The 18,391-nt window shown below is 59.2% G+C and carries 17 protein-coding genes and 4 pseudogenes; 10 read left to right on the top strand and 11 right to left on the bottom strand.

The annotated features are described in order from the left end of the window. Positions 1–110: 110 nt before the first annotated feature. Entirely contained in the window at positions 111–578 is a 468-nt protein-coding gene (gene sbmC, locus CPH57_RS11510; RefSeq protein ID WP_096242357.1) for a DNA gyrase inhibitor SbmC, read from the bottom strand. 22 nt (positions 579–600) lie between these two features. Further along, on the bottom strand, positions 601–1,443 hold the full coding sequence (gene kynA, locus CPH57_RS11515) for a tryptophan 2,3-dioxygenase (RefSeq protein ID WP_046687354.1): 843 nt from the start codon (positions 1,441–1,443) through the stop codon (positions 601–603). 294 nt (positions 1,444–1,737) lie between these two features. Between kynA and CPH57_RS11520 the strand changes: the two genes are divergently transcribed. From CPH57_RS11520 to CPH57_RS11540, 4 genes are all read left to right on the top strand, one after another. Beyond that, complete coding sequence (locus CPH57_RS11520; RefSeq protein ID WP_033643570.1) at positions 1,738–2,775, top strand: LacI family DNA-binding transcriptional regulator; 1,038 nt, start codon at positions 1,738–1,740, stop codon at positions 2,773–2,775. Between the two features lie 269 nt (positions 2,776–3,044). Next, positions 3,045–4,280: an MFS transporter gene (locus CPH57_RS11530; RefSeq protein ID WP_226772921.1), complete on the top strand. Its 1,236-nt coding sequence runs from the start codon at positions 3,045–3,047 to the stop codon at positions 4,278–4,280. Between the two features lie 21 nt (positions 4,281–4,301). Next, entirely contained in the window at positions 4,302–5,066 is a 765-nt protein-coding gene (locus CPH57_RS11535; RefSeq protein WP_033643571.1) for an SDR family NAD(P)-dependent oxidoreductase, read from the top strand. A 45-nt stretch (positions 5,067–5,111) separates the two neighbouring features. Then, on the top strand, positions 5,112–5,528 hold the full coding sequence (locus CPH57_RS11540) for an RbsD/FucU domain-containing protein (protein WP_033643572.1): 417 nt from the start codon (positions 5,112–5,114) through the stop codon (positions 5,526–5,528). 52 nt (positions 5,529–5,580) lie between these two features. On the opposite strand, the gene CPH57_RS11545 is transcribed toward CPH57_RS11540, so the two are convergent. After that, entirely contained in the window at positions 5,581–6,744 is a 1,164-nt protein-coding gene (locus tag CPH57_RS11545) for a colicin-like pore-forming protein (protein WP_231922837.1), read from the bottom strand. 491 nt (positions 6,745–7,235) lie between these two features. Between CPH57_RS11545 and CPH57_RS11550 the strand changes: the two genes are divergently transcribed. Continuing rightward, positions 7,236–8,315 carry a pyruvate dehydrogenase (lipoamide) gene (locus tag CPH57_RS11550; RefSeq protein ID WP_096242359.1) on the top strand — a complete coding sequence of 360 codons (1,080 nt, stop codon included), beginning with the start codon at positions 7,236–7,238 and terminating at the stop codon, positions 8,313–8,315. Here CPH57_RS11550 and CPH57_RS11555 read toward each other — a convergent pair whose 3' ends face one another. Continuing rightward, complete coding sequence (locus tag CPH57_RS11555) at positions 8,316–8,753, bottom strand: MarR family winged helix-turn-helix transcriptional regulator (protein ID WP_033643576.1); 438 nt, start codon at positions 8,751–8,753, stop codon at positions 8,316–8,318. Positions 8,754–8,907: 154 nt separating this feature from the next. On the opposite strand from CPH57_RS11555, the gene aceE reads away from it, so the two are divergent. Next, on the top strand, positions 8,908–11,583 hold the full coding sequence (aceE, locus tag CPH57_RS11560; RefSeq protein ID WP_089194900.1) for a pyruvate dehydrogenase (acetyl-transferring), homodimeric type: 2,676 nt from the start codon (positions 8,908–8,910) through the stop codon (positions 11,581–11,583). A 27-nt stretch (positions 11,584–11,610) separates the two neighbouring features. Here the strand turns inward: aceE and umuC are convergent, their stop codons facing one another. The 3 genes and pseudogenes from umuC to CPH57_RS24840 form a co-directional block, all read right to left on the bottom strand. Then, positions 11,611–12,927 carry a translesion error-prone DNA polymerase V subunit UmuC gene (gene umuC, locus CPH57_RS11565; protein WP_033643578.1) on the bottom strand — a complete coding sequence of 439 codons (1,317 nt, stop codon included), beginning with the start codon at positions 12,925–12,927 and terminating at the stop codon, positions 11,611–11,613. Positions 12,928–12,929: 2 nt separating this feature from the next. Further along, positions 12,930–13,364 (bottom strand): translesion error-prone DNA polymerase V autoproteolytic subunit, encoded by a 435-nt coding sequence (gene umuD / locus CPH57_RS11570; protein WP_033643579.1) that lies wholly within the window; start codon positions 13,362–13,364, stop codon positions 12,930–12,932. A 188-nt stretch (positions 13,365–13,552) separates the two neighbouring features. Then, positions 13,553–13,732 (bottom strand): annotated as a pseudogene (locus CPH57_RS24840) (hypothetical protein); the annotation flags it as partial. Positions 13,733–13,753: 21 nt separating this feature from the next. Between CPH57_RS24840 and CPH57_RS24680 the strand changes: the two are divergent. Beyond that, positions 13,754–13,987: pseudogene (locus CPH57_RS24680) on the top strand (resolvase); the annotation flags it as partial. Positions 13,988–14,045: 58 nt separating this feature from the next. Here CPH57_RS24680 and CPH57_RS24355 read toward each other — a convergent pair. From CPH57_RS24355 to CPH57_RS24690, 4 genes and pseudogenes are all read right to left on the bottom strand, one after another. Then, positions 14,046–14,417: a hypothetical protein gene (locus tag CPH57_RS24355; RefSeq protein WP_126502249.1), complete on the bottom strand. Its 372-nt coding sequence runs from the start codon at positions 14,415–14,417 to the stop codon at positions 14,046–14,048. Between the two features lie 75 nt (positions 14,418–14,492). Further along, positions 14,493–14,705, bottom strand: a pseudogene (locus CPH57_RS24685) (resolvase); the annotation flags it as partial. A gap of 117 nt (positions 14,706–14,822) precedes the next feature. After that, positions 14,823–15,068 (bottom strand): hypothetical protein, encoded by a 246-nt coding sequence (locus tag CPH57_RS11590; protein WP_016927225.1) that lies wholly within the window; start codon positions 15,066–15,068, stop codon positions 14,823–14,825. Positions 15,069–15,082: 14 nt separating this feature from the next. After that, positions 15,083–15,273 (bottom strand): annotated as a pseudogene (locus tag CPH57_RS24690) (DNA polymerase V); the annotation flags it as partial. 294 nt (positions 15,274–15,567) lie between these two features. Here CPH57_RS24690 and fdhD point away from each other — a divergent pair. The 3 genes from fdhD to CPH57_RS11610 are packed head-to-tail and all read left to right on the top strand — an operon-like array spanning position 15,568 to position 18,383. Beyond that, complete coding sequence (gene fdhD / locus CPH57_RS11600; protein ID WP_033643581.1) at positions 15,568–16,410, top strand: formate dehydrogenase accessory sulfurtransferase FdhD; 843 nt, start codon at positions 15,568–15,570, stop codon at positions 16,408–16,410. A gap of 58 nt (positions 16,411–16,468) precedes the next feature. Continuing rightward, positions 16,469–17,386 carry a bestrophin family protein gene (locus tag CPH57_RS11605; protein WP_033643582.1) on the top strand — a complete coding sequence of 306 codons (918 nt, stop codon included), beginning with the start codon at positions 16,469–16,471 and terminating at the stop codon, positions 17,384–17,386. A 34-nt stretch (positions 17,387–17,420) separates the two neighbouring features. Next, positions 17,421–18,383 carry a Dyp-type peroxidase gene (locus tag CPH57_RS11610; protein WP_033643584.1) on the top strand — a complete coding sequence of 321 codons (963 nt, stop codon included), beginning with the start codon at positions 17,421–17,423 and terminating at the stop codon, positions 18,381–18,383. The last annotated feature ends 8 nt before the right edge of the window (positions 18,384–18,391 follow it).

An 18,391-nucleotide genomic window follows, 5' to 3' on the forward strand; every position in this document is an offset into this window, starting at 1 on the left:
GTGCGAGTGACACTCCCTCCTCTTGTCACCGCTCCTAAACCGAACAGGAATGACAATCACAGGCTGAATCGATATCCCCTATCGATTCAGCCTTCTTTATCATTTCCCCTTCACCACTTTTTCACCGTCTGGTAAATCTCGAGGTCGAAATAGCCGTCGGCCTCGCAATCGTTGAGATAGTGTTCATAGCTCACCCCCTCAACCGGCTGATAGCCGCTGGCCGGCAGCAGCTTCTGGTAGAACTCGCCCCACACCCGCTCGAAATCGCCATCGCTGATGCGTACGCGGTAAACCGCGTACTGCCCAGCGGGCAGCGTCTGCACGGTCATGCCCGCGCTGTCCGTCGGCAGCGCGAAATCGTCCGCCACGCTCATCACCACGTCGGCGCGCAGCTTTTCCGGCGCCACTTCTGCCGGATCGTCCCAGTACAACACCAGCCATTTGCCGAACGGCACGTCGTGACGCTGCCGCCATGCCAGCAGTTGCTGCGAACCCTGCGGGATGGTCTGTGGATACGGCCCCACCACTCTTACCCCCACCACCTTCTCCGCCGCCTTATCGATAATCCTCACGCTCATCGCCCTTCCCCCTCACAGTGTCTCAGGCACCGATTTCGGTACGCACGTCCAGCAGTTCGGGGAAAAAGGTCAGATCCAACGCCTTTTTCAGGAAACTGACGCCGCTGGAACCGCCGGTGCCCGACTTAAAGCCGATGATCCGCTCCACCGTTTTCATATGGCGGAAGCGCCACAGATGGAAACTCTCTTCGATATCCACCAGCTTCTCCGCCATTTCATACGCTTCCCAATAGGTCTGCGGGTTGTCGTAGATCACTTTGAACGCCGGCAGCAGATCCGGGTTGCGCTGATAGGGCTGCGTCCAGTCGCGCTTGAGGCACTCCTGCGGGATCGGCAAACCGTGGCGCGCCAGGTACAGCAAGTATTCGTCGTACAGGCTCGGCGCTTCGAGGATCGCCTTCAGCGCCGCGTGTTTTTCCGCATCGCTGCTGAACACCGCCAGCATGGCGGCGTTCTTGTTGCCGAGCAGAAACTCGATCGAACGGTATTGATGCGACTGGAAGCCCGACGAACTGCCCAACACATCGCGAAACTCGACGTATTCCGACGGCGTCAGCGTTTCCAGCACCGCCCACTGTTCGAACAGCAGCCGCTGGATCTGTTTGACGCGCGCGAGAATTTTGAAACAGTGGCTGAGTTTGTCCTGCTGCACCAGCCGCAGCGCCGCCTGTAGCTCGTGCAGCATCAGCTTCATCCACAGTTCGGAGGTTTGGTGCTGTATCACGAACAGCATTTCGTCATGATGCGCCGGGTTGGAGAGCGGGTGCTGGCAGTCCAGCAGTTGGTCCAGGCACAGGTAGTCGCCATAGCTCATGCGTTTGGAAAAATCGGTGACAATCGCGCTTTCTAATTCCCGTTTGTTCATCTGTGATCTCCGTTGCGCCCAGCGCCCCATCGGCCTGGAACGTGCCGCAAAGAGAAAACAATAGTACAGAACCCGCCGCCCCGAAGTGCGATAAACGAGAGATGCTTCGCAGATCTCACTCATCCGCGTCACCCCATGGCCGCCGCCCTTTGCTGTTTAGTAAACAACCAGCCCTGCGCCTGACGACTCTCACAAATGCGCGATCCCGTGCGGGTTTCGCCCCGGTTGCGGCTTGCCTGCGCCCGCCTTCCCTTATAGATTGCAGGCTAACGGCAGGCAGCAAGGGATCGGCAAATGGCAAATATTCGTGATGTCGCGCGGTTGGCCGGCGTGTCCATCAGCAGCGTGTCGAACCTGCTGAATAATCGCAGCCACCAGATGAGCGCACAGACCCGTCAGCGCATCGAACAGGCGATGGACACCCTGGGCTATCGTCCGGCGCGCACCGCAGTGAACCTCGCGCCACAGGCGAAGATCATCGGCCTGCTGCTGCCGTCGATCGTTAACCCGAGTTTTTCGGCGCTGGCGCACGCCGTCGACAGCGCGGCGCGCGCTCACCGCTACCGCGTCTTGCTCGGCAACGCCTACAGGCAGGAACAGGAGGAAGCCGCGTTTATCGACGATATGTTTCTGCATGGCGTGCGCGGCATCATCGTGGCGGCGAGCGACATCCGCCAGACCCATTTTGTCCGGGCGGCCGAGCGAGGCATGAAGATCGTCAGCTATGACAGCCCGTTCGCCGAGCCGATGGCCGCCGACAGCCGGTTGTTCGACAGCGTGTCGATGGACAATCTCGCCGCCGGGCGTCTGGCCGCGCAGCACCTGCTCGAACGCGGCTGCCGACATATCGTGTTCGCCACCGAAGCGGCGCTGACCGTGGGGCGCAGCCACAAGATCGACGGTTTTCTGAGTGCGCTGGGGCACAACTTGAGCGAACGCCAACGGGTGATCGAAGGCAAAGCCACCAGCGCCTACGGCGACACGGAGATGTTCGAATTGGGGCTGACGCTGGCATCCCGCATCCTCGCGCTGACGCCGCGCCCGGACGGCATCGTGGCGATTAACGATGCGCTGGGCATCGGGCTGATGGTGGGGCTGCGCGCCGCCGGCGTCCAGGTGCCAGCAGAGATTTCGGTGGTCGGCATCGACAATATCGCGCTTGCCGGCCTGGCCGAACCGGGGTTGACGTCGATCGGCCCGCCGCTGGCCGAGATGGCGCAGCTGATGGTCGAACGCCTGATCGGCCGCATCAACAATGATTCACAACCGCCCGGCGAGTTTCTCTTCCCGCCGACGGTCATCAGCCGGCGTTCCGTCAAAACCGCCGGTTAATACGGTAAAAACGGCTTACCCCGGCGATGCGCAGATAGCATCGTCCGGCTCGCCGCAGCCAAAATCAGAAAAAACAGCGTCGTCGCAATAAATAAACGGCGCGACGCTTTATGCACGCAACGTCGTTATTCAGCATGCCGCTCATGACTTTGGGCCGGGCCGCTATTATTCCGATTAACCACATGGGAAAAACCATGATGAAAAAAACAATGCCAAAGGATATTGAACGCAGTGCCATCAGGAAATTGACGCTGCATATTGTCCCCCTCATGATCTTGTTGTATTTCCTGGCCTTTCTCGACCGCAACAATATGGCCTACGCCGCCAAAGCGTTGGAAGATAATCTGGGATTGACCGCCTCGGCTTTCGGCTTCGCTTCCGGAATTTTCTTTATCGGCTATTTCCTGTTTGAAATACCCAGCAACGCCGGCACCATTAAATTCGGTCCGCGCATCTGGTTCGCCAGAATATTAATTTCCTGGGGCATCTTCGCAACCCTGCTCGGTTTTGTGCGCACGCCGCTGGAGCTGTATATTTGCCGTTTTATGCTGGGCGTGTGCGAAGCCGGTTTCTTTCCCTCGGTGGTGTATTATTTCACGGTCTTCTTCCCGGAAAAATACCGCACCAAAATTCTCGGCATGTTCATCATCGTCCAGCCGCTGTCCAACGCGGTCGGCTCGCCGATTTCCGGCTTTATTCTCAATATTCAGCATGACTGGTTCGGCTTCGCCCCCTGGCAGCTGCTGTTCATCCTCGAAGGGCTGCCGCCGATCGTCATCGGCCTGCTGATCCCCTTCCTGATCAAGAACTCGCCCAAGGACGTCGGTTATCTGAACGTGGAGGAAAAAGCCTGGCTGATGAGCAACGCCGGCCGCTCCAAATCCGGCTCAAAAATCACGCTGGGCGACTTCCTCAAGGGCATTAAAAACAGAAAGTACCTGCTCTACGCGCTGCTCAACTTCGGCATGGTATGCGGCATTTACGGCTTCGGCACCTGGCTGCCGTCGATCATCAGCGCCATTTCCGGCAGCGATATCTTTCGCGTCAGCCTGCTGGCGCTCATTCCCTACGGCCTGGCCGCGCTGCTGGTGTATCCGTGGAGCCTGTGGGCCAGCAAAACCAAAAAGCTCGGCGTGTTCGCCGGCCTCAGCATGGTGATCGCCGCCATCGGCCTAATGGGCGCGGTGACATTTTTTAAATACGACCCGTTCGTCGCGCTGTCATTCCTGTGCATTGCCGCCATCGGCATCTACACCGCCGTGCCGCCGTTCTTATCCATGCCCGCCAATATCTCCACCGGCGCGGCCGCGGCCGCCGGGCTGGCGGTGGTGAGCTGCATCGGCAATATCGGCGGTTTTGTCGCCCCCTATGCGGTGGGCGTGCTGAACGATCTGACCGGCAGCAGCGCGCCGGGGCTGTTTTTCCTGGCCTCGTGCCTGCTGGCGACCGGTTTGATCTGCATTTTCTACTGCGCCAAACAGCGTGAAGGCGTCATCAATTCTTAACGAACCAATAAGGAGTCAATCATGGGCGATCTTGCGGGCAAAAAGGTCTTTATCACCGGGGCGGAACAGGGCATCGGCCGCGCCACCGCAGAGCGGCTGATCAAGGCCGGGTGCGACATCTATTTTCACTACCACAGCGACGAAAGCGGCCCCAAGGCGCTGGTGGCACTGGCCCATTCACTCGGACAAAAGGCCGCCTACGGCTACGCCGATCTCATCGACACCGACGAAACGCTGCGCTGCGTCTCGGCCGGCGCCGAGTTTCTCGGCGGCATCGATATTCTGATCAATAACGTCGGCGGCATCGTCGGGCGCAAATGGCTGGGCGAGATCGATCGCGCCTTCTGGCAAACCGTGATCGACGTAAACATGACCACCATGCTGAACGTGACCCAGAGCGCGCTGCCGCACCTGAAGGCGGCGCCGAACGGCGCCAGCATCATCAACCTGGCCTCGCTGGCCGGCCGCGCCGGCGGGCACGCCGGCTCGCTGGTCTATTCCGCCACCAAGGGCGCGGTGCTCACCTGGACGCGCTCGCTGGCGGCGGAGCTGGGCGAGCACGGCATCCGGGTGAACGCGGTGGCGCCCGGCCTGATCCTCGGCACCCGCTTTCATAATCGCCATACCACCCAGGCATCGGCGGAGGAAACCGTTCGCAGCATCCCGCTGGGCCGCGCAGGCACGCCGGACGACGTGGCCCGCGCCATCGCCTTCCTGGCGGCGGAATACGACGGCTTCATCTCCGGCGCCACTCTCGACATCAACGGCGGCATCTTCCGCATGTAGTTCAGCTGCGGGCGGCACAGCCGCCCCCTATTCAGGAATCGCTTTATGATCAAATCCGCCATCACTCACCCGCCGCTGCTCGCCGCGCTGGCGCAATGCGGGCATAAAACCCAGGTGCTGATCGCCGACGGCAATTACGCCTGCGTGACGCACGCGCCGAAAGACGCCACCGTGGTCTATCTGAACCTGGCGCCCGGCACGCTCGCCGCCCCGCCAATCCTGGAAAAACTGCTGGCCTGCATCAACGTGGAAAGCGCGGCGCTGATGGCCTGCCCGCCGGACTTCACCAACACTATCGAAGCCGAATACCGGCAACTGCTGCCAGAACATTGCCCGATCGAGCACCTGCCGCGCGAGGCGTTTTACGCCGCGGTCAAATCGGATCGGACGCTGCTGGTGATCGCCTCCGGCGAACGGCGCCGCTTCGCCAATCTGCTGCTGACGGTGGCGCCGGTGGTGTGAAAGAGGTAGAGGGTGTGAGGGATAAAATGAGGGGGCCAGCCCCCTCATGCCGTTACAGGTCAGCGACCCACTTCTCCAGTTCCCCCGCACGTTCCGCATCGATATAGCTGGTGGCCCAGCCAAACAGGTAAGCAAAGGCGAAAATGCCCACCGTCGACGACACCAGCGTCGGCGCGAAAAACGCAGCGATAGCGGAAAGCGTATATCCTGCGCCGATCGACAACCCGAGCGCTTCGAGCTGGTTGCGGAACGCTTTCCAGTTGCCGGTAGAGAAACCTTCAATCGCGGCGTTTACCAGATCCGCGCCCTTGAGCGCCCAGTCCACCCCGGTGAAGACCTTGCCCAATACCCGCGCATTGCGGGCATACTGTTCCGCATCGATCATTTTCAGCCAGGCGACAATCGCCGCTTTGTCCTGCGCCTTGAGCTTTTTATTCAGGCCCTTCGTCAATTGCTCGTAGGTTTTCTCCGCATCTTGCACGTTGCGGATATATTTTCCTTGAATTCCCGCCTCCAAATCCTTGGCGAGTTTGGCGTATTTCGCGCCGATCTTTTCCGCGATATCTTTATTGATACCTGCGGCCAGGCTGACGCCATCCTTGATGGCTTTTAATTCCGCATTTTGATATTCGACGAATTCCTTAACGATCGTTTTTACCGAGCCGGGCGATTTTACCGGCTTGCCGTTGGCATATTTCACCTCCATGGCATTCAGGTTATCCCCTCTCACCACGGCGATAAACGCGGGCCGGTTCTTATTGGCCTTATAGTAGAGGTTGTAGGTCGCCACTCCGTCTTGCTTTTCCACCTTCAAATGATGAAAACCGTAGTAACTCCCGGTCGTGCGGGTCGTCGAGAATTCACCGGTTTTGCCGTTGCCATGCCAGCCGCTGACGGGCCGATCGCGATGCGAGTCTGTCACGAAACTGCCTAACGAAGAGGCGCCGATCTGCCCGGCATTCAGGCCATTGTTGCCGCCTTTGCCAGGGGGTGAGGGTTTGCGCGCATGGCCGGTTTCGATATCCCCGATCGCCACTGTCCCCCCCTTAGCGTTGACCCCCATCACCAGCCCCCCCAGGCCAATGTGCTTCGCCTGATCGGCCGTCAAACCGGTGGCGGAAAGGCTCAGCGTGCCGGATGGGCTGACGCTTTCAATATGCAATTTCGCATCCGGGTTAATTCTGCGCGCCGCCTTAATCACCGCCTCCAGCTTCATGCGCAGCGCCGGATCGTTTTGGATCGCCGCTATCTGTTGCTGTTCCGGGCTGTTGCCAACGCCGGCGCCGCCGCGATCGCGATCGCCGGAATGGCCTTTATCGCCGCCCCCCGGCTCAGGGCCCGTACCGCGTTCAGAACTCCAGTTAGTCCCATCTCCTTTACCACCATAATTAAATCCAGGCATATGCTTTCATCCTTATTTCGTTTTATTTTTAAGATGCCGATATTCTCGTTTAACGCGGATTGACACGCGCATTATCCCTATCGGCAAACCGTTTTTAGCTGCCCGTCATTTATAAAAAACCGCAGAAATAAGGACAACGGATGGCGGCTGTCTGGTCGGTGAAACAAATAGGATCGCGTCTGCATAACCTGAATATATCGCCGCGGGTCACGCCTGGATGGCTGCGACCTGTTCAGAAGTCATTGGCACACGCCATGAATTGCAATTACAATCATCGCACCTGCAACTTAAAGGGAATGCTCCGCATGTCGCCTCAACGTATAACAATGCCTGCCGCCTCCGCCAGGACCAGAACCCTGGCCGAAGCCTGTATCCGCAAGATGGCCTCCGTCAGCCAGAACGCCGGCGCGGCGCTTCCCTCTTCCACCGCCTGGACGGCGGAAGCCTTGAGCGAACTAAACGCCAGTGGCAACATCTGGCTCATCGACGGCAGAAGGCGCGCCGAACCGCCGAGCTCCTGCTACGCCACCGCCTGGCCGCTCTGGTTTGGCCATCAATCAGAACGTTATGAGAAACCGTTGTTTTACGTCGTCAACACCCCTTCGGTGGACATGCTCCGCGGGCTTGAGCCGGAAACCAATCGCAAGGGGATTTTCATCAGCGATGCGGATACCGGCAGTACCGACTTGCCGAAAGGCGTGCAGGCCTGGTTCCCGCTCCAGCTCACCGCCATGCCGGACTGGCTGCCTTTCGATCCGGCCAATGCCCGGGAAACCGGCGCGATACTCCATCACGCCCTGCACGCGCTCTATCTGGAGGGAACGAGAAAGATGGTGTATCTCGCGACCAACGCAGACAATGACGCCCCCGCTTCCGGTGAGCCGTTTGTCGCAGAGCAGGCGTTCAAGGGGATGTATCGTGTCGCGGCGGCGGCGGACTCGCCGTTGCAGGTTCGCCTGTGCGGCGCAGGCAGAGCGCTCGCCCGCGTTCAGCAGGCGGCTGAGGTGTTGAAAAATTGGGGCATCGCGGCCGAAATCTGGAGCTGCCCCAGCTACACGCGGTTGGCGCAGGATGCCGAACTCGCCGACATGCAGCGCCAGGACAGCGGTGGCGAATGCCATCTGAAAACGTGTCTGGGCGCCGGGAATGTCCCCGTCGTCGCCGTCACCGACTATTCGCATCTGCTCGCCAACCAGCTCAAGCGGTTCATTCCCGCACGCTTTGCCGCGGTGGGTTCGGATTCTCGCACCCGGGGCGAAATTCACTATCCGCAGGCGGAATGGATTGCGCTATGTGCCCTCAAACTGCTGGCCGACGAGCAGAAAATTCCCTCGACGCTGATCGCCGATGCGCTGCGCGTTCTGCACATCACGCCCGATGCCTGATCACGCTCTGGCCAGCTGCATCGCGTTGTCCAACGCGTCGGAGAAGCGTGCGATCTCTTCTTCGCTGAACTGATTGAGAAAGTGGGTTTTGACCACCGCGCGGTAGATCTCCCACATTTTTTTCCGCAGGGCCTTGCCTTCCTCGGTGATGGTGGCGAAGGAGGCCCGACGGTCGTCATCCGAACGGAAACGCGTGACCAGCCGCTCTTTTTCCAGGCGATCCATCAGGCGGGTCAGGTTATAACGCTCAATCACCAACACGTCCGCCAGTTCATGCATGCGGCGCGTGCCGTTTTCCCCGCTTTCCAATCCCCATAACACGTCATACCAGGCGTACGCCGGCAGCCCCGCCTCCGACAATTGCGTTTCTATCTTTTTGATGATTGCCCGGTGCGCGCGCACGAAGGAGAACCACAGGTCGGGTTGTTTATCTGTCATGTCAGTTTTCTCGTCAAAAGCGGTGAGTTGCAATTGCAATTGTAAAGGGATAGAGTGGCTTTCGCCATTATTGCATTTGCAACTCTTGCATATGCAATTCAATAAATTCCTGTATCGCTCAGCGCCTTATCAGGTAAGTACATTTGGAGCTTTTATGAACCAACCCGCGGTAAAAGCAGATCTTGACCCACAAGAGACGGCTGAATGGCTTGAGGCATTTGAAGGGGTCGCCGACATCGACGGCCGTGAACGCGCGCATTTTTTGTTGGAAAGAATGGCCGAAGCCGATCAGCGAAAACACGGCGATTTCTTCAGCATGGTCACCACGCCGTACGTGAATACGATCCCGGTCTATAAGCAGCCGACGTATCCCGGCGATCTGGCCGCGGAAGCGCGCATCAATGCGTTTATTCGCTGGAACGCCATGGCGATGGTGCTGCGCGCCGGCAAACATTCCAACGTCGGTGGACACATCGCCACCTACCAGTCGGCCGCGGTACTTTACGACGTGGGATTCACGCACTTTTTCCGCGGACGCACCGATGAGTTTGCCGGTGACATGGTGTATATCCAGGGTCACTCCGCCCCCGGCATTTACGGCCGCGCCTATCTCGAAGGCCGCATCGACGAGGAGCAGCTCGACAACTTTCGCCGCGAATCCGCGCGCCGCGGCCTTTCTTCCTATCCGCACCCCAGGCTGATGCCGGATTTCTGGCAATATCCCACCGTTTCGATGGGGCTGGGGCCGCTGACCGCCGCCTATCAGGCACGCTATATGCGCTATCTGGAATACCGCGGGTTGAAACCGCATCAGGGGAGAAAGGTGTGGGCGTTTCTCGGCGACGGCGAGATGGATCAACCGGAATCGCTGGCGGCAATTGCGCTGGGCGGGCGAGAAAAGCTCGATAACCTGATCTTCGTCGTGAACTGCAATCTGCAGCGGCTGGATGGTCCCGTGCGCGGCAACGGCAAGATCATTCAGGAACTGGAAGGCACCTTCAAAGCCGCCGGCTGGCAGGTGATCAAGGTGATCTGGGGCAGCGGCTGGGACAAACTCCTGCAAAAAGATCGCTCCGGGCTGCTGATGCAGCGCATGATGGAGTGCGTCGACGGCGATTACCAGACCTTCAAGTCGCAAAGCGGCGCCTATGTGCGGGAGCATTTCTTCGGCAAGTACCCGGAGTTGCTCGCGCTGGTCGCCGATCTGAGCGACGATGAGATCTGGGCGCTGCACCGCGGCGGCCACGATCCGCAAAAGGTGTACGCCGCCTACCATCAGGCGATGCATACCCCGGGCAGGCCGACGGTGGTATTGGCCAAAACGGTCAAAGGGTTCGGCATGGGAGAAGCCGGTGAAGGGCAGAACATCAACCATCAGCTGAAAAAAATGAGCCAGGATGCGGTGAAAGCCTTCCGCGATCGTTTGGGGTTGACGCTCCCCGATGCGCAGCTGGAAGCGATCCCTTATCTGAAGCCCGAGCCCGACAGCGCGGCGGCGAAGTACATCACCGCGACGCGCACCGCGCTGGGCGGCTACATCCCCGCCCGCTTCGGCCAATCCACCCCGCTGGCGATACCGGCGTTATCGCGCTTCGACAGTCTCCTTAAGGGCAGCGGCGAGCGCAACATGTCAACCACCATGGCCTTCGTCAATATCCTCGGCGCGCTGCTCAAAGACCCCAACATCGGCAAACTGATCGTGCCCATCGTGCCGGACGAGTCGCGCACGTTCGGCATGGAAGGCCTGTTCCGCCAGATTGGCATCCATTCCTGGCTCGGCCAGCTATATACCCCGCAAGATGCCGGGCAGCTCAGCTACTATAAAGAGGCCAAAGACGGCCAGATTTTGCAGGAAGGCATCAACGAATCCGGCGCGATATCGACCTGGATCGCCGCCGGCACCGCCTACAGCAACCACGATGTCGCGACGATCCCGTTCTATATCTTCTACTCCATGTTCGGGCTGCAGCGGGTGGGCGATCTCGCCTGGGCGGCGGCCGACGCGCGCACCAAGGGTTTCCTGCTCGGCGCCACCTCCGGCAGAACCACCCTGATGGGCGAAGGCTTGCAGCATGACGACGGCCACAGCCACGTGCTGTCTTCCGTGATCCCCAGCTGCGTCTCCTACGATCCGACCTATGCCTATGAACTCGCAGTGATCGTTCAGAGCGGCATGCGCAGGATGTTCGTTGAGCAAGAGGATATTTACTACTACATCACCTTGCTCAATGAGGGATACCCGCAGCCGCCGATGCCGGCGGGCGTAGAGGACGGGATTATCCAGGGGGCGTATTTGCTCAAACAGAGCGCAGCGACAACCCAAGAGAGCCCGCGCGCTCAGCTGGTCGCCAGCGGCGCCATCATGCGCGAGGCGCTGGCGGCGGCGGAGCTGTTGGCCGTGGACTTTGGCGTCGCCAGCGATATCTGGAGCGCCACCAGCCTGAGCGAGCTGCGCCGCAACGGCATGGCGGCCGAACGCTGGAACCTGCTGCATCCGGAAGATCCGCCGAAAGTCCCTTATATCCAAAGCCTGCTGGCGGCGCATCCCGGCCCGGTGGTGGTAGCGACGGACTATATGAAGATCGTCGGCGATCAGATCAAACCGTTCTTGCCCGACCGCACCTTTATCGCCTTGGGCACCGACGGCTTTGGCCGCTCGGACACCCGCGAGGCGCTGCGTGAGTTCTTCGAGGTCAACCGCCATTTCATCGCGCTCGCCGCCCTGAAGCTGCTGGCTGACGAAGGCCGTATCGCCCGCAGCGAGGTCAACCGCGCCATGGCGCTGTACGGCATCGCCCCCGATAAGCCGGATCCGGCTGCGGTGAAGTAACACTCAGCCTACCCACGCCGCCGGTTGTCACCCGCGGCGTTTTTCTTCCTTCGATTCGGCAGCGCGCGGCGCCCGCTCCCCCAGCCGCACCACGGGAATGTCCGCCAGCCGGGTGGTGTAGGCCGGCGACAGCATGTCGCGCTTCATTTGCCACGGTTTGACGATCCCCTGCCCGGCGAACCATACGCGCCCGCGCCCTTCCTGATTCAGGCGATCGAGGGTCGCCATCAGGCGCTCGCTGTTGCGGCGCGGCGGGCAGTCGTCGAACAGGTCGATCTGCGCCATGGCGGCGGCGCTGAAATCCCCCAGCATCACGCCGCCCTTCAGATAACGCCGCCCCTCCTGCCAAATGCTCTCCAGCGCGCGCACCGCCATGGCGATGATGTCGCGGCTGTCGTTGCTCGGCGTTTGCAGCCGGGCGGTGCCCATATTGCTGTAATAGCCTTCGCCCGCCGAATGCGGGCTGGTTTTGATAAACACCGACACGTTGCGGCAATAGCGCTTTTCCTGTCGCAGCTTTTCGGCGGCGCGTTCGGCATAGCTGCAGATCGCCTCGCGCATGTGCGGGTAGTGCGTCAACCGCTGGCCGAACGAGCGGGAACAGATGATCTGCTCTTTCGCCGCCGCCTCATCTTCCCATTGCAGGCATGACTCGCCGCGCAGCTCACGTATCGTGCGCTCCAGCACCACGCTGAAGGTTTTACGCGCCAGCCGGGTATCGCAGTCCGCCAGCTGCAGCGCGGTGTGAATGCCCATCGCCTGCAGCTGGCGCGTCAGGCGGCGGCCCACGCCCCACACTTCTTCCACCGGAAGCAACGCCAGCAGTTTGCGCTGGCGCGCCGGATCGGATAAATCCACCACGCCGCCGGTGCCGCGCCATTTCTTGGCCGCGAAGTTGGCCAGCTTGGCCAGCGTTTTGCTCGGCGCAATGCCAACCCCGACCGTCAAATGCAGCTCGCGCCGGATGCGATCGCGCACCCGCTGGCCGAACGGTTCCAGCGCTTCGCAGCGCGCCACGCCGTCCAGCCGCAGAAAGGCTTCGTCCAGTGAATAGATCTCCACCGCCGGCGCCATCTCCTCCAGCGTGTCCATCACCCGGCGGGACATATCGGCGTACAGCGCGTAGTTGGAGGAGAACACCGCGACGTTGCGACGGCGCATCTCCTCTTTGATCTTGAAATAAGGCGCGCCCATCGGCACGCCCAGCGCCTTCGCCTCGGCGCTGCGGGCGATCACGCAGCCGTCGTTGTTGGACAACACAATCACCGGCCGCCCCCGCAGGTCGGGCCGGAAAATGGTCTCGCAGGAAGCGTAGAAGCTGTTGACGTCTACCAGGGCGAACATGGCTACAGCGCCGCGTAGACGATAAAGGTCACCACGCCGAAAATCTCCAGCTGCGCTTCGTCGTCGAACACGATGGGCGCGTAGGCGGGATTCATCGGCAACAGCCGCACGTCGGGGTGGCACTGCAGCTTTTTGACGGTGAATTCACCGTCCACCGCAGCGATCACGATATTGCCATGCTCCGGCGTCAGGGCGCTGTCGACAATCAGCAGATCGCCGTCCCGAATGTTGCCGTCGATCATCGATTCGCCGCTGGCGCGCACGAAATAGGTGGCGTTGGGGTGCCGCACCAGCAGCTTGCCGATGTCCAGCCGGCCTTCGACATAGTCCTGCGCCGGGGAAGGAAAGCCGCAGGCCACGCGATCGGCAAACAGCGGTAACGTTAGGGGTTCACCTGGTGAAAAAGCATACAACCTTGAATTGCTCAGCATAATCATAACCAAACTGTATATTTATACAGTTAAGCATAAACAAAACGCGAACGCGTGCAACCCCCAATCCCCCTGCGGATCGCGCTTTCCCGCGTAATATAATAATTTTCTGAGCGATTTTTCCTGCAGCTTTTGGCGTTCTTCACGTGTGTTTGCACACATGATATCCACCAAAACTGTGGATAATGCGGCACTCAGACCGTTGGCGTATCGATGGGCAGGATGAGTGAGGGATTGTCATTGCGAACGGCGCCGACGGCGGGCGATACCGGTTGCCAGACGAAATCCTCTGCCTGCAGGCTGTACACGTCAGCCTGCATTTGACCAGAGGGCGGGACTAAGCGGGTGTCGAGCCAGTCGCGCGCGGCCGTCGGTCTCTGCTGCGTACAGCGCCGCAAAGAACAGCGGCAGGCCTTGCCTCAGCAAGAGCCCACGGGAGGAACGGCGGACGGCCTTACAAAATGACGCCAATAAAATTGCGACTGGCAATGGCATCAATGGGACGGCCAGAGACGAAAGTCAGTACGTTATGCCAGGAGCTTGGGATAACCCGACAAACGCTGTACCGCCACATTTCCCCTGATGGTCCACTGCGAGCTGACGGTATAAAGCTGCTCAACCGGGGATAATTTTAGCGGACGGAAAAATCTGGGGTTCCGGCGTAGAACCCCGAATAAGGAATAATCCTTAATTCATTTCAGGATTATTAATTCCATCTAAAACCTCTCGGCAATATTCTTTTTTATAGGCTTCATCATTACTTAATGACTTAACCAAAAAATCAGCATTTTTCCAACCATTATCCCAATGCGTATCGAATCCTGACTGTTCATACTTTAATGTTCTAGTTAATGAGTCTTTTATTTGTTTTTTATATTTATCAATTTTCTCATTGGTTGCCCCACAAACATCATGTGCAACACGAGCATTTGAGCCAGAAAAACCTATTGCTGAAATTGCCATCGCTTCATTTGATTTGTCGAAATCATTCGCATATGCCACAGCATTAGATAAAGCGAATATGACAAGAGCAGGTATGATTTTTTTGTATGAAATCATCTTTCACCTCTAACTCATTGATTGTTCATGGGGTCAGTTTGGATATCGAAAATTATTGTACATTAAGGCTGCTTTTTAATCAGTCTCAACTTCTTTATAGAAGGCCTGAATGCGACAAACTTGGGAAGTACTGTAGCCTGTCGCGTCTGCTGTTTCTCGGATGCTCAGTTTCTTAATCTGTCGGTAGTACAGGACTTTCTGATGTCGTTCCTGATCTGCCTGCTTTCCCCGGTATCTACCCAACGTATGCGCCCGTTCAATTCCCGGCTTTTGCCGTTGGCGGCGACTTGATCGTTCCGTCCGCGCGCCACAGCAGCAGGCAGGGGGCGCGCAGGTTCGGCCAGCACAATCAGCATCCGTCGCTACAGCGGCGACGGCCGGCGGACGTTAACCGTTGCCACGATGTCACTCCTCTCTCTTATAGATGAGGACATGCAGGCGCAGCCGGTCGGCATCAACACGTTCATCCATTATTGTGCCCGGATAGCCCTGCAGCGCCAGACCGTACCAGAAACTCAGAATGACAGAAGCCTTACCCAACTCTAGGGTGTAACCCATCCCGCCCTGGTTCAGATTGCATTTTTTAATCGCATCTTCTGCTTCCCGGATCAGCTGCGCATAGCTGAGTGAAAAATTCAGTGCCTGATCCATCCTGCTCGCTCCATCTCACCGCTGGCGCGCACGAATAAGTGGCATTAGGATGCCGCACCAGCAGTTTGCCGATATCCAGCCGGCTCTCGACATAGTCCTGCGCCGAGGAGGGAAAACCGCAGGCCACGCGATCGGCAAACAGCGGTAACGTCAGGGGCTCACCTGGTGAAAAAGCATACAACCTTGAATTGCTCAGCATAATCATAACCAAACTGTATATTTATACAGTAAAGCATAAACAAAACGCGAACGCGTGCAACCCCCTATCCCCCTGCGGATCGCGCTTTGTCGCGTAATATAATAATTTTCTGAGCGATTTTTTTTTACGCCTGCTAAGTGTTTCACTGCCCCTTGCACACACGTTATCCACCAAAACTGTGGATAACCTGCAGGGCGTGATTCCCTACGCGAGCGGGATCAGAATCCTGTATAATCCCCACACCTGCTAATAAGAATTCATCCTCGTCGGCGCCTCGTCACCGACGGTCACGAGAACGTTATGAACAAGCACCTGCTCTTCGCAGAAACCGACGATATCAAACAGGAATGCCTGTCGCGCCACGCGGTCTGGCAGCGCAACGATCTGGCACAGGCGCAGCAGGATTGGCTGGCGGAAGAAGTGCCGGTCGCCCTGGTGTACAACGGCATTTCCCACGTGGTGATGATGGCGACGCCAAAAGATCTGGCGGCCTTCGCCATCGGTTTTTCGCTGTCCGAAGGCATCATCACCTCCCCCGACGATATCTACGACATCCGTCAACAACCGGCCTGCAACGGCATTGAAGTGCATGTAGAGCTTTCGAGCCGCCGCTTTATGCAGCTGAAAGAGAAGCGCCGCAGCCTGGCCGGCCGCACCGGCTGCGGCGTCTGCGGGGTCGAGCAGCTGCAGGAGGTTGCTCAGCCCATCGCACCGCTGCCCTTCACCCAACGTTTCGATTTGGCTCAGCTCGACCGGGCGTTGGCTCAACTGCAGGAAGTGCAAACGGTGGGAAAACTGACCGGCTGCACCCATGCGGCGGCCTGGATCCAGCCGGACGGCGCACTCAGCGGCGGATGTGAAGACGTCGGCCGCCATGTGGCGCTCGACAAACTGCTGGGTTACCGCAGCCAACAGGCCTGGTCGCAAGGGGCGGCGCTGGTCTCGAGCCGCGCAAGCTATGAAATGGTGCAAAAGTCCGCCATGTGCGGCGTCGAGATCCTGTTCGCCGTCTCCGCCGCCACCCGTCTGGCGGTGGAAGTGGCCGAGCGCAGCAACCTGACGCTGGTGGGCTTCAGCAAACCGGGGCGCGCCACCGTCTATACGCACCCGCAACGGCTCTGGCAATCGACAACGGCGGCATAGCGCCGCCGGATAAGAATCGACTATTCTCAATAGCAGGACACCAGGAAGCACCCACGTTATGATAATTCGCCCGCACCAGAACTGGTTTTTTCGCCTGTTCGCCTGGCACGGTTCCGTGCTGTCAAAAATTACCTTTCGCCTGTCGCTGAACGTGCTGATGTCGATAGTGGCGGTGATCAGCTACCAATGGTACGAACAGCTCGGCGTGCATTTGACCATTGCGCCGTTCAGCCTGTTGGGCATCGCCATCGCCATTTTTCTCGGCTTTCGCAATAACGCCGGCTACAGCCGCTTTGTCGAAGCGCGCAACCTGTGGGGCTCGCTGCTGATTACCGAACGCACCCTGCTGCGCCAGATCAAAAGCCTGCTGCCGGACGAACCGGCGGTGCAGCAAAAGGTCGCCAAGCTGCTGATCGCCTTTAGCTGGAGCCTGAAGCATCAGCTGCGCGGCACCGACCCCACCGCCGATCTGTACCACAATCTCACCGGCAACGAGCTGGCCGAGGTGATCGCCAGCCCGATGCCGACCAACCGCATCCTGCTGATGCTGGGCCAGGAAATCGGCAAATTGCGCCGTCAGGGCCTGCTGAGCGACATCACCTTCGGGCTGATCGACGATAAGCTGAGCGAACTGTCTCATACCCTCGGCGGCTGCGAACGGCTCGCCAGCACCCCGGTGCCGTTCGCCTATACCCTGATCCTGCAGCGCACCGTTTACCTGTTCTGCAGCCTGTTGCCTTTTGCCCTGGTGACCGATCTGCATTACATGACACCGTTTGTTTCGGTGTTCATTTCCTATACCTTCTTATCCTGGGACTCACTGGCCGAAGAGCTGGAGGATCCGTTCGGCGTGTCGGCCAACCATCTGCCGTTAAACGCCATTTGCAACACCATCGAGCGCAACCTGCTGGAAATGAACGACCAAAGCCCGCTGCCACCGCCGATGAAACCCGACGAGCACTTTAATTTGATCTGATCTATTTCACCCGAACACACTGGAGCCGAATGCAATGAATGCAAATAACACCCCGCCGCAAGCCGTATTCACGCCGGTCACGCGCCATGCCATTTTCATCGTCGCCACCCTGTCGCCCGTTCCTGCCCATCTGGCGGCGGTGCGCGCCTGGTGCGGCGATATCGCCGCCGTGGTGCGTTCGGTCGGCAAACGCGCGCCGGCGGGCAATCTCACCTGCGTCTGCGGCTTCGGCTCCGAGGCCTGGGATACGCTGTTCGGCGCGCCGCGCCCTCGCCAGCTGCATCCGTTCAGCCCGATCGGTAGCGGGGAGCGCGTTGCGGTCGCCACGCCTGGCGACATCCTGCTGCACATCCGCGCCGATGAAATGGATCTGTGTTTTGAACTGGCCTCTCAGTTGACCGCCAAGCTCGGCGACGCCGTGACGGTGATCGAGGAGGTGCACGGCTTCCGTTATTTCGATCAGCGCGCCATGATCGGCTTCGTCGACGGTACGGAGAACCCGGAGGGGCACGAAGCCTTCGACTACACGGTGATCGGCGACGAAGACGCGGCGTTCAGCGGCGGCAGCTATGTGCTGGTGCAGAAATACCTGCACGACATGCAGGGCTGGAATTCGCTCAGCGTGGAAACGCAGGAGAAGATCATCGGCCGCCATAAACAGTCCAACATCGAGCTGGATGAAGCGGTCAAACCGTCGTCGTCGCACAGTTCGTTGACCACCATCACCGACGAGCAAGGCAACGAGGTGAAAATTCTGCGCGACAACATGCCGTTCGGCCGCCCCGGCCTGCGCGAGTTCGGCACCTACTTTATCGGCTATGCGCGCTCCCCGCAGCCGATCGAGCAGATGCTGGAAAACATGTTTATCGGCCGCCCGGCCGGCAACTACGATCGGCTGCTCGATTTTAGCCACGCGGTGACCGGCACCCTGTTCTTCGTGCCTTCCGCCCCGCTGCTGGAAGCGCTGGCCGATCGCAGCGGCGCCGAACTGCACTGATTGGATGA

It is taken from the genome of Serratia sp. JKS000199, from assembly GCF_900215455.1.
GTDB classification, from domain to species: Bacteria; Pseudomonadota; Gammaproteobacteria; order Enterobacterales; family Enterobacteriaceae; genus Serratia; species Serratia ureilytica.